A 13,539-nucleotide genomic window follows, 5' to 3' on the forward strand; every position below is an offset into this window, starting at 1 on the left:
CGCGTCCTCCGTGCCGGGTGCGCCGAATCACTTCGAGACGTCGGCCACCGGCCAGCGCCGCGACCGAGCGGTCAGCGGGCCGATTCGGTCGCCGTCACGCCGTCCGCGTACCCCCGGCAGTACTCCCAGCTGACGTACGAGCCGGGGTCCGGGTCGAAGGCGGGCTCGTGCGGCCTCATCCGGCCGTCGGCGAGCAGCTGTTCGAGTGAGGCTCGCAACAGCGCCCAGTCGTGGTAGTGCGGTTCCTGGCATTCGCCGCAGTCCACCACGATGCCGCGCACCCCGCGGTGTTCGAGCAGCGCTTGGTAGACGGCGAGGTCGCTCAGGTCGCTGACCAGCTCCGCTCGTTCGTCTTCGTCCATCGGGGGATGGTCGTGGTCCGGCTCACCGAGAGTGAGCGCGGGGTCCTCGGGGTCCCCCTCGAAGGGGTCTGGAGGCAACGCGTCGTGCGGCACGACCCCGCACGGTACCCGCCGTACCCCCAAGGCCGTCCAGATACCATGGGCAGCACCGCCTCCGCCTGCGGAAACTGGACCCGCAGGACTCCAAACAGGGCAAGCGGAGCGCAGACCCGCACGACGGAAGGCAAGTCACCCGCTATGACCAGCGAGCTCAACGCTGACGGAGTCCCGAGCAAGTTCGCCATGCTGGGACTGACCTTCGACGACGTGCTCCTGCTGCCTGCCGAGTCCGACGTCGTTCCCAGTGGCGTCGACACGAGCACCAGGATCTCGCGCAACATCACCCTCAAGATTCCGCTGGCCAGTGCCGCGATGGACACGGTCACCGAGGGCCGGATGGCGATCTCGATGGCGCGTCAGGGCGGCATCGGCGTGCTGCACCGCAACCTGAGCATCGAGGACCAGGCCCGGCAGGCCGAGACGGTGAAGCGTTCGGAGGCCGGCATGGTCACCGACCCGGTCACCTGCTCGCCGGACGCCACGCTGGCCGAGGTCGACGCGCTGTGCGCCCGCTACCGCATCTCCGGTGTGCCGGTGACCGACGCGAACAACAAGCTGGTGGGCATCATCACGAACCGCGACATGCGGTTCGAGCTCGACCACAGCAAGCGTGTGAGCGAGGTCATGACCAACGGCCCGCTGGTCACCGCGCAGGTCGGGGTGTCGGCCGAGGCCGCGCTGGGGCTGCTGCGCCGGCACAAGGTCGAGAAGCTGCCGATCGTCGACGGCGACGGCAAGCTCAAGGGCCTGATCACGGTCAAGGACTTCGTGAAGACCGAGCAGTACCCGATGGCCACCAAGGACCCGGACGGCCGCCTGCTCTGCGCCGCCGCCGTGGGCGTGGGCGAGGACTCGTTCGTGCGCGCGATGACGCTCGCCGACGCGGGCGTGGACGTGCTGATGGTCGACACGGCGCACGGCCACTCGCGCGGCGTGCTGGAGATGGTCGCCCGCATCAAGAAGGAGCTCGGCGACTCGGCGGACGTCGTCGGCGGCAACGTCGCGACGCGGGCCGGTGCCCAGGCGCTGGTGGACGCGGGTGCGGACGGCGTGAAGGTCGGCGTCGGTCCCGGCTCGATCTGCACCACGCGCGTCGTCGCCGGTGTCGGTGTGCCGCAGATCTCCGCGATCTACGAGGCCTCGCTCGCCTGCCGCCCGGCCGGCGTGCCGGTGATCGGTGACGGTGGCATCCAGTACTCCGGCGACATCGCCAAGGCCATCGCGGCCGGCGCGTCCGCCGTGATGCTCGGATCGCTGCTCGCGGGCACCCAGGAGGCGCCCGGCGACCTGATCCTGGTCAACGGCAAGCAGTTCAAGACCTATCGCGGCATGGGCTCGCTGGCCGCGATGCAGTCGCGTGGCGAGAACAAGTCCTTCTCGAAGGACCGCTACTTCCAGGACGACGTGCTCAACGAGGACAAGCTCGTCCCCGAGGGCATCGAGGGCCGCACGCCGTTCCGCGGCCCGTTGTCGCAGGTCGTGCACCAGCTCAACGGCGGCCTCCGCGCGGCCATGGGCTACACGGGCTCGCACACGATCGCCGAGCTGCAGAACCAGCAGCTCGTGCGGATCACCGCTGCGGGTCTCAAGGAGAGCCACCCGCACGACATCACGATGACCGTCGAGGCCCCGAACTACACCACCCGTTAGAGTCTGCGCGCCCGTTCAAAGGGCTGTTCAAGAGCTTGGGAGAGGAACCACAGGTGCGCGATCTGGTCGAGATCGGCATGGGCCGGACCGCGAGGCGGGCCTACGAGCTGGACGACATCGAGATCATCCCGTCGCGTCGCACGAGGTCGTCCAAGGACGTCTCCACGACGTGGCAGATCGATGCCTACCGCTTCGACATCCCGCTGATCACCCACCCGACCGACGCGATCGTGTCGCCGGGCACGGCGGTCGCGGTCGGCGAGCTGGGCGGTCTCGGCGTGCTCAACGCCGAGGGTCTCTGGGCGCGGCACGGTGACGTGGACGAGGCGCTGTTCCGCCTGGTCCAGGCCACCGAGGACAACGACGACCCGGCGGCCGCAGTGAAGGTGCTGCAGGAGCTGCACGCCGCCCCGCTGCGGATGGACCTGATCGCCGAGGCGGTCAAGCAGATCCGCGAGTCGGGCGTCACCGTGGCGGTCCGCGTCAGCCCGCAGCGCGCTGCCGAGCTGACCCCGGACCTGCTGGCCGCGGGCGTCGAGATCCTGGTCGTGCAGGGCACGATCATCTCGGCCGAGCACGTGTCGCGCGACGGCGAGCCGCTGAACCTCAAGTCGTTCATCGCGGACCTCGACATCCCGGTGATCGCCGGCGGTGTCGGCGACTACCGCACCGCCATGCACCTGATGCGCACCGGTGCGGCGGGCGTGATCGTCGGCTACGGCTACACGCCCGGCGTCACCACCACCGACAACGTGCTGGGCATCGGCGTGCCGATGGCCACCGCGATCGCCGACGCCGCGGCCGCGCGCCGCGACTACCTCGACGAGACCGGCGGCCGCTACGTGCACGTCATCGCCGACGGCGGCGTCACGACCTCCGGCGACGTGGCGAAGTCCATCGCCTGCGGTGCCGACGCCGTGATGCTGGGCGAGCCTCTCGCCGCCGCGACCGAGGCACCGGGCCAGGGTCTGTACTGGACGGCCGCGTCCGCGCACCCGTCGGTGCCGCGCAGCCTGGTCGCCGATGCCGTGGACCAGGAGCTCGACCTGCGCAAGCTGCTGTTCGGCCCGTCCGCGGACCCGCGCGGCGTGACGAACCTGTTCGGCGCCCTGAAGAGGGCCATGGCCAAGACCGGCTACTCCGACCTCAAGGAGTTCCAGAAGGTCGGCCTGACCATCCGCGGCTGAACCTGATCAACCAAAAGGGCGCGTTCCAGCTGGGACGCGCCCTTCTGCTTTGCTGGCACCGTGCCGCTCGTCGAGATCACCTACGCACCCCACGTCCCTCACTCAGTGCTGAAGGAACTCGCCGCGATGCTTCCGCACGCCGTGTCCGTGGCCGTCGAATGCCCCGAGGAGCCCTACGACGGCGACCTCCAGCCCGGCGACGTGGAACTGCGCTTCCGCCCGCGCGGCCCGTTCGACGTGAGCGGCATGGACATCGTTGTCGAGGTCCGCTCGAAGTGGTTCGAAAGCCGCGCCGCGAACCGCCAGCACCGCGTCGACAACCTCTGCAAGGCCGTCGCCGACTCCACCAACGTCGCTGAAGTGGGCGTATACCTGAGCCTGCCGATCGCGGCCTGGGCGCAGAGCTGATCTTGCAACCGAACGACTACCCCGCGCGTCCTCTTGAGCGTGGAATTGGATGCCTTGTTCGGTGGCGGCGACAGCGGTGTGGACACGGTCGACGAACCGGAGATCGACGAAGTACTCGAAGAGCCCGCGGACGAGCACGTGGACGAGCCCGCGGACGACGGCATCGGCTGGAAGGCCCTTGCCCTGTTCATCTGCGGTGGCCTGGTGATCACGGCGTTGGTCGTGGCCTTCATGGTGTGGGTGATCGAGGGACTGGTCCTCTGAGGCGACGGGTGCGCCTGCCCGCGCACCCTCGCTCTTGCGGCGTCGCCGGCCTGGTGTCCGACGCCGAGCAGGGTTGTCCGGTGGTCGTCACCCGAGGCGCTCGACGGCTGACGTTCATTCATCGACATAGCCGTCGAGGTCCGCGAAACGCGGTGTGTCCGCGTGCGCCTGGTCGCCGACGTAGCTTCGGCGCGTGAGCCGATACCGGCTTGGCCAGCGGCGACCTCCGCACACCGCTGGCGTTCCGCTGCAGCGGAACGACCTCTGGACTTCCTTCATGAGTTCTCCTTCGTCCTCTGAACCGATCGGGGACTAGGCGTTACCGGAAGTAACGCCTACTCTCCGATCCATGGGTGAACTCGCCGGTAACTTCGATGTCGTCATCGTCGGCTCCGGGTTCGGTGGCAGCGTGGCCGCGCTCCGCCTGACCGAGAAGGGCTACCGCGTCGCGGTGCTGGAGGCGGGGCGCAGGTTCGCCGACGACGAGTTCGCCAAGACCAGCTGGGACCTGCGCAAGTACCTGTGGGCGCCGCAGCTCAAGTGCTTCGGCATCCAGCGCATCCACACGTTGCGCAACGTCATGGTGCTCGCCGGTGCGGGCGTTGGTGGCGGTTCTCTCGTGTACGCGAACACGCTGTATCGGCCGCTCAAGCCGTTCTACGAAGACCGGCAGTGGGCGCACATCACCGATTGGCAGGACGAGCTCGAGCCGTTCTACGACCAGGCGAGCCGGATGCTGGGTGTGGTCACGAACCCCACCACGACGCCGAGCGATGTCGTCATGCAGAAGGTCGCGAAGGACATGGGCGTCGAGGACAGCTATCACGCCACGCCCGTCGGCGTCTTCTTCGGTGAGCCGGGCAAGAAGGCCGCCGACCCCTACTTCGGTGGTGCCGGGCCGGAACGCACCGGGTGCACCGAGTGCGGCAGTTGCATGTCCGGGTGCCGGGTCGGGGCCAAGAACACGCTGGTCAAGAACTACCTGTACCTCGCGGAGAAGCTGGGCGCCCAGGTCTTCCCGCTGACCACGGTCACCAAGCTCAACGACAACAACGGCAGCTGGTCCATCGAGACGCGGATGACCGGTGGCAAGGCCACGAAGACCTTCACCGCCGACCAGGTCGTCATCGCCGCCGGCACGTGGGGCACCCAGCAGTTGCTGCACAAGGCGAAGGCCACCACCCTGCCGAAGATCTCGGGCAAGCTCGGCGAACTGACGCGCACCAACTCCGAGTCGATCATCGGGGCCGCGCGCTACACGGTCGACCCGGACAACGACTTCACACAGGGTGTGGCGATCACGAGTTCGATCCACCCCGACGAGATCACGCACATCGAGCCGGTGCGGTACGGCAAGGGCAGCAACGCCATGGGCATGCTGCAGACCCTGGCCACGGACGGCGCGGCGAGCACGCCGCGGTGGTTGCAGTTCATCAAGCAGGCGATCCGGCACCCGCTGCGGCTGTTGAGGCTGCTCAGCGTGCACCGGTGGAGCGAGCGGACGGTGATCCTGCTGGTGATGCAGAGCCTGGACAACTCCATCACCACGTACCTCAAGCGCGGCAAGCTCACCAGCAAGCAGGGGCACGGCGAGCCGAACCCGGCGTTCATCCCGGCCGGTCACGAGGCGAACCTGTTGGCCGCCAAGCACATCGACGGCATGGCCGGCGGCACCTGGGGTGAGCTGTTCAACATCCCGCTGACCGCGCACTTCATCGGCGGTTGCGCGATCGCGGCGACCGAGGATGATGGCGTGATCGACCCCTACCACCGCGTTTTCAACTACCCCGGCCTGTCTGTTGTGGACGGTGCGGCGATCAGTGCGAACCTCGGCGTGAACCCGAGTCTCACGATCACGGCGCAGGCCGAACGCGCGTTCTCGCTGTGGCCGAACAAGGGTGAGCAGGACCAGCGGCCGGAGCAGGGGCAGCCGTACAAGAGGATCAACCCGACGAAGCCGAAGAACCCGGCGGTGCCCGACCGAGCTCCAGCCGCATTGCGGTTGCCGATCGTGAAGGCGTCCTGAGCTGGTTTCATCTGGCTACGGTGTAGGCATGGCCAAAAAGCCTTTTGCCTCCAGCGCCGACCTCGCCCCCAAGGACGAGGTCTTCGTCGAGCTCGCCGATGGCGTCTACACCCTGACCGCCGAAGGTGATCCCAACGTCGCGGCCATCGAGGCCGAGGACTTCCTGATCTGCTTCGAAGCGCGCGCCACACCCGCGGCCGCGCGCCGATGGCTCGCGGAGCTGCGCAAGCACACCAAGAAGCCCGTCCGGTACCTCGTGCTCAGCCACTACCACGCCGTGCGGACGCTCGGCGCCAGCGCGTTCGACGCTCAGGAGATCGTCGCGCACGAGATGACGCGTGTGCTGATCGCCGAACGCGGGCAGCAGGACTGGGAGAGCGAGTACGGCCGCATGCCGCGGCTCTTCGAGCAGCCGGAGGAGATCCCCGGCCTCACCTGGCCGACGCTGACGTTCTCCGACCGCATGACGATCCCACTCGGTGACGAACGCGGCGACCTCGTCCTTCAGCACCTCGGGCGCGGGCACACGGCCGGCGACATCGTGGCGTGGCTGCCGCAGCAGCGCATCCTGTTCGCCGGCGACCTGGTCGAGTCGCAGGCCGCGCTCTACACCGGTGACGCCTTCCACGACGAGTGGGCTACGTCCACTTTGGACGAGATCGAGGACCTGGGTGCCGAGGTTCTCGTCGGTGGGCGCGGCAAAGTCGCCCGTGACCGCTACGAGGTCGAGGCGGCCATCAACCAGAGCAGGCACTTCCTCAACGAACTGCGCCGCACGGTCGGTGGCGTGCACGGCGAGGGCGGCACGCTCAAGCAGGCCTTCGAGCTGGCGCACAAGACACTTGAAGGCCGCTACGGGCGTTGGCCGATCTTCGAGCACTGCCTGCCGTTCGACGTGAAGCGCTACTGGGACGAGTGCGACGGCAAGGACTGGCCGGAGATCTGGACCGCCGAACGCGACCGCGCCGTCTGGGACGCCCTGCAATGAGCCCGGTGCTCGTCGTCGGCGCGGGACCGGTCGGGCTCGCCGCCGCGCTGTTCCTCGCGAGGGCCGGCGTGCCGAGCATCGTGCTGGAAGCCCAGGCACAGCGTGCGAGAGCGGGCAGCCGCTCGATCTGCGTGCAGCGGGACGTGCTGGAGATCCTGGAACGCGTCGGCGTCGGGCAGGCCGTCGCCGACGCCGGCGTCACCTGGTACACCGGCCGCACCTACCACCGCGACCGCGAGGTGCTGACCCTGACCTTCCCCGAGGCCAAGGGTTTCCCGCCGTTCGTGAACACCCCGCAGACCGTCGTGGAACAGCTGCTGGAACAACGCGTCCGCGCCGAGCCGTTGATCGAACTCCGCTACGGCCACGCCCTCGTGAACCTCACCCAGGACGACGAGGGAGTGTCCACACAGGACGGAGTTCGGGCCACCCACTGCATCGCCGCTGACGGCGTGCACTCGACGGTCAGGCAGCTCCTGGACATCCCGTTCGAGGGCTTCTCGTTCGGCGACAGGTTCATCATCGCCGACGTCCGCGTCGACCTGGACTTCGAGACGCCCGAACGCCGCTTCTACTTCGATCCGCCGTGGAACCCCGGCCGTCAGGTTCTCCTGCACCCGCAACCGAAGGGCGTCTGGCGGATCGACTGGCAGGTCGCCGAGGACGTCCAGCTCACCGACGACCACATCCGCGCGATCGTCGGCGGCAAGCCCTACGAGGTCGTCTGGCAGTCCACCTACCGCTTCCACCAGCGCCGAGCGAAGACCCTGCGCAAAGGCCGGATCCTGCTGGCAGGCGACGCGGCGCACGTGATGAGCCCGTTCGGCGCCCGCGGTCTGAACTCCGGCATCTGCGACGCCGACAACGCGGCCTGGAAGATCGCCGCGGATCGCAACGGCGAGGCAGGCCCGCACCTGCTGGCCTCCTACGACGTCGAACGCGGTGCCGCCGCCGACGAGAACCTGCGCATCACCGGCGACACCATGCGTTTCCTCGTGCCCGGCAACGAAGAAGAGCGCAACGCACGGCGGAAAGCACTCGAATCCGGCGTGGGCATCGACTCGGGCAAGCTCTTCACGCCGTTCGTCTACACCGATTCGCCGCTGACCACCGACGGCGGCGAGCTGATCGCCGGATCACGCACCGCCGGACCGGGTTTCACGGTCTCGGACGGGCGCGTGATCAGGCCGGACGGTCACGTCGCCGGGAACAGCGACGACGACCGGGTCATCCGAAGGGCGCTGGGCCACAGCTGAATCCCGGGCCTAGATCTGAATGCCGGTCAGCACGGTCACGCGTTCCTCGGTGAAGTCCTCCATCGCCGACCGCACACCCTCACGCCCGGTGCCCGACCCCTTCACACCGCCGTAGGGCATCTGGTCCGCGCGGTACGACGGCACGTCGCCGATGATCACGCCACCGACCTCCAGCTCGGCGGCCGCCTCGAACGCCACCTGCACGTCCCGCGTGAACACCCCGGCCTGCAACCCGTACTTGGTGTCGTTGGCCTGCGCGAACGCGTCCTGCACGCCGTCCGCGACGGACACCACGAGCACCGGCCCGAAGATCTCCTCGGTCCACAACTTGGCGTCGGACGGCACGTCGGTCACGACGGTCGGCTCGACCGTGGTCCCGGTCCGCTTGCCGCCGAGCAACACCCGCGCACCCGCGTCGGCGGCCATCTGGACCCACTCCTCGACGCGCCGGGCGTTGTCCTCGTCGATCAACGGCCCGACCTCGACCTCGGGATCGTGCGGGTCGCCGGTCTTCAACGCGCCGACGGCGTCGACCAGCTTCGGCACGAACTCGTCGGCGACCGAGCGGTCCACGATCACCCGCTGCACCGCGATGCACGACTGCCCTGCCTGGTAGTTGCCGAACGTCGCGATGCGCTGCGCCGCGTGGTCCAGGTCCGTCCAGTCGGGACAGATGATCGCGGCCGCGTTGGAGCCCAGCTCCATCACGACGTGCTTGCGCGGCGCGGCTTCCATCAGCGACCAGCCGACCTTCGTCGATCCGGTGAACGAGATGACCGGCAGCCGCTCGTCGCGAACCAGCGCGTCCATGTCCTTGCCGCGCACCGGAAGGATCGAGAACACGCCCTCCGGCAGATCGGTCTCGGCCAGGATCTCGCCCAGCAGCAACGCTGAAAGCGGCGTGGCGGAAGCGGGCTTCACGATCACCGGCGCACCCACCGCGAGCGCCGGGGCGACCTTGTGCGCCACCAGGTTCAGCGGGAAGTTGAACGGCGCCACGGCCAGCACCGGCCCGCGCGGGACGTGCCGGACGATCGCCATCCGCCCCACGCCACCGGCCTCGGTGTCGAGCCGCTGCAGCCCACCGGTGAACCGCCGGGCCTCCTCCGCGGCGAACCGGAAGGTGTTGACCGCGCGGGAGACCTCGATCTCCGCCCACTTGAGCGGTTTGCCGTTCTCGGCGGTGATCGTCTCGGCGATCTCTTCCGCGCGTTCGGCCAGCGTGCGTGACACCTGCACCAACGCCTCGGCACGCACGTGCGCGGGTGTTCGCCGGAACTCCTTCGCCACCGCGGCGGCCGCGGCCACCGCGCGTTCCACCTGATCTCTGCCCGGCACGGCCACCGAGGCGACCTCGGTGCCGTCGAACGGGTGGAGGACCTCTAACGCCTGCTCGCCCTGCTCGGGGTGGCCGGCGACCCAGCACGGCCTGGGTAGCGGTGTGAACGCGTCCATGGGGATCACGTTAAGCCCTATTGGCCTGCACGTACCTGACACACTCCTAGAAGACGGAGTCGGTTTGGTGTCCGAAACGGGCTTCGCCGGTTTCGGACACCAAACCGACGAGTCCCAAGTAGTAGTCGTCATGGTGTTCAGCCCGTTGGAGCACGAACGCCGGATGCTCACGAATCGTGCGGATCATGTCCTCCAGCCGGACCAACAGGTGCTCGGCGTTGTACGCACACCCGTAGGCCTCGCAGAACAGCCGAGCTCGGCGTTCGCGGTCATGCGGCAGCCCCAGCACGAACTGGATGACGGCCCAGCTGACGTCCCACCAGCGCGGACCTGGATGAGCGGAGTCGAAGTCGAACACGCCCACCGGCAGGCCGTCGCGGTAGACCGTGTTGTACGGCGCGAAGTCGCCGTGCAACACCACCTCGACCGGTTCCCTGGCGGCGAACTGCCACCCGTCGCGCACGTCCACCAGATCGAGCGTCGCGTCGTGCAGCTTCCGCAGCATCAGCGCCGACTCGACCAGCGACGCGTCGTCGGACGGGAACACGTGGCCAACGTCACCGGGCAGGTACGTGAGCAGTTCGTGCTCGTCGTCCAGCCCGAGCGGGACCGGCGCGATTCCCAACGGTGCCAAGTGCCGCAACAAATCGTGCACCCGAGGCGCCCACGACCCCGCCGGTCGCCGGACCGCGTCACCCACCCTGAACACCTGGTTCAGCCCGCCACCGGTCAGCAGTTCATCGTCCACGCATGAGATCCTTGGCGGCGTGTCCGACACCAGCAACCGCCCTGTTCTCGTCGTCGACTTCGGCGCCCAGTACGCGCAGCTGATCGCCCGCCGCGTGCGTGAGGCCCAGGTCTACTCCGAGGTGGTCCCGCACACCGCGACGGTGAGCGAGATCCTCGACAAGAACCCGCTGGCCATCGTTCTGTCCGGTGGCCCGTCGAGCGTCTACGCGGAGAACGCTCCGCAGGTCGACCCGAAGCTGTTCGAGACCGGCGTCCCGGTCTTCGGCATCTGCTACGGCTTCCAGGCGATGGCACGCGCACTTGGCGGCGCGGTTGAACAGACCGGCACCCGCGAGTACGGCCGCACGGACCTGAGCGTGCCGGCCGAGGGTGGCGCGCTGCACCAGGAGCTGCCCGGCAGCCACCCGGTGTGGATGAGCCACGGCGACGCCGTCACGAAGGCGCCGGAGGGCTTCACCGTCACCGCGACCAGCGAGGGCGCTCCGGTCGCCGCGTTCGAGGACACCGAACGTCGTTTCGCCGGCGTGCAGTACCACCCCGAGGTGCACCACTCGCCGCACGGCCAGGAGGTGCTGCGCCGGTTCCTGCACGACATCGCCGGCATCCGTCCGCAGTGGACGACGTCGTCCATCGTGGACGAGCAGGTCACCCGGATCCGCGCGCAGATCGGTGACGGCAAGGCGATCTGCGGCCTGTCCGGTGGCGTCGACTCCGCCGTGGCCGCCGCGCTGGTCCAGAGGGCCATCGGTGACCGCCTCACCTGCGTCTTCGTCGACCACGGCCTGCTGCGCGCCGGTGAGCGGGCCCAGGTCGAGCGCGACTACGTGGCCGCCACGGGCATCAACCTGGTGACCGTCGACGCCCGCGAGCGGTTCCTCAACGCTCTCGCCGGTGTCACGGACCCGGAGGAGAAGCGCAAGATCATCGGCCGCGAGTTCATCCGCGTGTTCGAGCAGGCAGAGCGCGATCTGAAGGCCGAGGGCGACTACCGCTTCCTGGTGCAGGGCACGCTCTACCCGGACGTCGTCGAGTCCGGCGGCGGCGCGGGCACCGCGAACATCAAGTCGCACCACAACGTCGGCGGCCTGCCGGACGACCTGCAGTTCGAGCTGGTCGAGCCGCTGCGCGCGCTGTTCAAGGACGAGGTGCGCCGCGTCGGCACCGAGCTGGGCCTGCCGGAGACGATCGTGCAGCGTCAGCCGTTCCCCGGCCCCGGTCTCGGCATCCGGATCATCGGCGCGGTCGACCAGGAGCGGCTTGACACGCTGCGCCAGGCCGACGCCATCGCCCGCGAGGAGCTGACCGCGGCGGGGCTGGACCGCACGATCTGGCAGTGCCCCGTCGTGCTGCTCGCGGACGTCCGCAGCGTCGGTGTCCAGGGCGACGGCCGGACGTACGGGCACCCGATCGTGCTGCGCCCGGTGTCGTCCGAGGACGCGATGACCGCGGACTGGACCCGCCTGCCCTACGAGGTGCTGGAGCGGATCTCGACCCGGATCACCAACGAGGTGGCCGAGGTCAACCGCGTGGTGCTGGACGTGACGTCCAAGCCGCCGGGCACCATCGAGTGGGAGTAACGACGCCAAAGCGAAAGGCCCCGGTCAGCTGACCGGGGCCTTTCGTCATTCGGAGCGCCCTCGCCGGCGCAGCGAGTTGGTCAGCAGGACCACACCCACCAGGATCGCCGTTCCCCCGAGCGCCCACCGGAAGTCGAACCAGAAGAGGCCGTTGCTCAGGATGTAGGCCGCCATCAGCAGGCCGCCGATCCCGAAGACCATTCCGATCACGTCGATCCCCCTGCGGACCGACGGCTCGTGTTCAGCCACGGAGCACCTTCACCTCTCCGACGCTCGACTGAACGTCCAGCTCGATCTTCACGCCACCCTCGCCGTCGTCGCCGAGGTCCGTGCCCTCGACCTGCACCGAGCTGCCCTCCGCCCTCCGGTCGAGGCAGTTCAGCTCGCCGATGGACGAGGCCTCGCACTTGAACGTCACGTCGGCGTTCTTCGGCACGTGCACGACCAGTTCGCCGAGATCCGCCTCCAGCGCGGTCTTCACCGAACCGGAGTCCGGCAGCTCCCTCAGGTCGAGCATCACGCTGCCGACGCTGATCTCGTACCTGTCCTTGACCTCGGCGACGGCCTTCGGCGTCGCTTTGAGGTCACCGAAGTCGTTGGGGCCGTCGAAGCTGATCGTCGTCATGCCGAAACCGACCACGGACAGCGGGACCAGCAGCCAGATCAGGCCGCGCCCGGCTCCGACGAACGACCCGACCAGCAGACCCGCCGCCAGCACCGCGACCAGCAGGCCGATGACGTGCGGAATCGTGAACCACGGCGCCCAGATCCCGGCGATCGCGGACCCTGCGACCACCATCGTGGCCACACCCAGCGTCAGCAGTCCTACGCGAGGCCTGCGCGGCCGGGGTGCCGGTGGCTGCGGCCTGGGTGCCGGTTCCGGCAGGTCCCACGCGAACGGAGCGGCCCCGAGCGGGTCCCAGGCAGGTGCCCCCGGCACCGGTGGCGTCATCATCGGCGTCTCGGCGAGCGTCACGGCCGGCTGCAGGTGCCCGCGGTTCTTCTGCAGCAGGTAGATGCACGCGACCGCCGCGGCCAGCGTCACGATGACCTGAAACCCGCCGCTGCCGAACGTGAAGGCGAGCGCGGGGAACATCAGGAACCCCAGGAGCACGGTCTGCCCCTGGTTCATGGAGCTGTGGCCCTTGCTGATCAGCGACTCCAGCGGAGAAACCTCGTCGCCCTCTTCCGGCAGCAGCAGCCAGCCGGCCAGGTAGAGCGGCACTCCGACACCGCCCGACAAGGCGAGAGCGACGAACGCGATCCGCACGATCACCGGATCGATCTGGAAGCGCATGGCGATCCCGGTGGCGACGCCGCCGAGCTTGCGCCCTGCACGAGGCCGCACCGGACGGTGGGCCCAGAACTCTCTGAGCGTGTCCGCCACGCCCTGCATTGCCTTCTCAGTCCCGCTCACGATGACAAGGTTGCGCTGTCACGCCTGGAACCACATCAGGGACCAGCCCTGATTCACGGAACCGGGGTCATCCCTGATGAACAACCGGAGAGGACGTGTG

13 protein-coding genes are annotated in these 13,539 nt (G+C 68.8%); 8 read left to right on the forward strand and 5 right to left on the reverse strand.

Annotation, left to right across the window (positions count from 1 at the left end; all coding sequences use genetic code 11):
• Positions 1-71: 71 nt before the first annotated feature.
• Positions 72-455, reverse strand: coding sequence for a DUF5319 domain-containing protein (locus SK803_RS19365; protein ID WP_319967423.1), 384 nt, complete (start codon positions 453-455; stop codon positions 72-74).
• 144 nt (positions 456-599) lie between these two features.
• On the opposite strand from SK803_RS19365, the gene guaB reads away from it, so the two are divergent.
• The 7 genes from guaB (at position 600) to SK803_RS19400 (ending at position 8,240) form a co-directional block, all read left to right on the forward strand.
• Positions 600-2,111: an IMP dehydrogenase gene (gene guaB / locus SK803_RS19370; RefSeq protein ID WP_319967424.1), complete on the forward strand. Its 1,512-nt coding sequence runs from the start codon at positions 600-602 to the stop codon at positions 2,109-2,111.
• A gap of 53 nt (positions 2,112-2,164) precedes the next feature.
• Positions 2,165-3,298 (forward strand): GuaB3 family IMP dehydrogenase-related protein, encoded by a 1,134-nt coding sequence (locus SK803_RS19375; protein WP_319967425.1) that lies wholly within the window; start codon positions 2,165-2,167, stop codon positions 3,296-3,298.
• 60 nt (positions 3,299-3,358) lie between these two features.
• Positions 3,359-3,706 carry a hypothetical protein gene (locus SK803_RS19380; RefSeq protein WP_319967426.1) on the forward strand — a complete coding sequence of 116 codons (348 nt, stop codon included), beginning with the start codon at positions 3,359-3,361 and terminating at the stop codon, positions 3,704-3,706.
• A gap of 39 nt (positions 3,707-3,745) precedes the next feature.
• Complete coding sequence (locus SK803_RS19385) at positions 3,746-3,970, forward strand: hypothetical protein (protein ID WP_319967427.1); 225 nt, start codon at positions 3,746-3,748, stop codon at positions 3,968-3,970.
• Positions 3,971-4,319: 349 nt separating this feature from the next.
• Entirely contained in the window at positions 4,320-5,996 is a 1,677-nt protein-coding gene (locus tag SK803_RS19390; protein WP_319967428.1) for a GMC family oxidoreductase, read from the forward strand.
• A 28-nt stretch (positions 5,997-6,024) separates the two neighbouring features.
• The gene (locus SK803_RS19395) at positions 6,025-6,984 is read left to right on the forward strand and encodes an MBL fold metallo-hydrolase (RefSeq protein ID WP_319967429.1); all 960 of its coding nucleotides are present in this window, start codon (positions 6,025-6,027) and stop codon (positions 6,982-6,984) included.
• A complete protein-coding gene (locus tag SK803_RS19400) occupies positions 6,981-8,240 on the forward strand; it encodes an FAD-dependent monooxygenase (protein WP_319967430.1) in 1,260 nt (419 codons plus the stop codon). The genes SK803_RS19395 and SK803_RS19400 overlap by 4 nt, the downstream gene beginning before the upstream one ends.
• 9 nt (positions 8,241-8,249) lie before the next feature.
• Here SK803_RS19400 and SK803_RS19405 read toward each other — a convergent pair whose 3' ends face one another.
• Together SK803_RS19405 and SK803_RS19410 are read right to left on the reverse strand one after the other, a co-directional pair.
• A complete protein-coding gene (locus SK803_RS19405; protein WP_319967431.1) occupies positions 8,250-9,695 on the reverse strand; it encodes an aldehyde dehydrogenase family protein in 1,446 nt (481 codons plus the stop codon).
• Positions 9,696-9,741: 46 nt separating this feature from the next.
• A complete protein-coding gene (locus SK803_RS19410) occupies positions 9,742-10,443 on the reverse strand; it encodes an aminoglycoside phosphotransferase family protein (RefSeq protein ID WP_319967432.1) in 702 nt (233 codons plus the stop codon).
• Between the two features lie 19 nt (positions 10,444-10,462).
• Between SK803_RS19410 and guaA the strand changes: the two genes are divergently transcribed.
• On the forward strand, positions 10,463-12,022 hold the full coding sequence (gene guaA, locus SK803_RS19415; protein WP_319967433.1) for a glutamine-hydrolyzing GMP synthase: 1,560 nt from the start codon (positions 10,463-10,465) through the stop codon (positions 12,020-12,022).
• Positions 12,023-12,067: 45 nt separating this feature from the next.
• On the opposite strand, the gene SK803_RS19420 is transcribed toward guaA, so the two are convergent.
• Both SK803_RS19420 and SK803_RS19425 read right to left on the reverse strand, forming a co-directional pair.
• Positions 12,068-12,271, reverse strand: a complete 204-nt coding sequence (locus SK803_RS19420) for a hypothetical protein (protein ID WP_319967434.1) — start codon at positions 12,269-12,271, stop codon at positions 12,068-12,070.
• The gene (locus tag SK803_RS19425; protein WP_319967435.1) at positions 12,264-13,439 is read right to left on the reverse strand and encodes a PspC domain-containing protein; all 1,176 of its coding nucleotides are present in this window, start codon (positions 13,437-13,439) and stop codon (positions 12,264-12,266) included. The genes SK803_RS19420 and SK803_RS19425 overlap by 8 nt, the downstream gene beginning before the upstream one ends.
• Positions 13,440-13,539: the final 100 nt, after the last annotated feature.

The sequence above is a fragment of the Lentzea miocenica genome, from assembly GCF_033949945.1.
In the GTDB taxonomy this organism is placed as follows: domain Bacteria; phylum Actinomycetota; class Actinomycetes; order Mycobacteriales; family Pseudonocardiaceae; genus Lentzea; species Lentzea miocenica.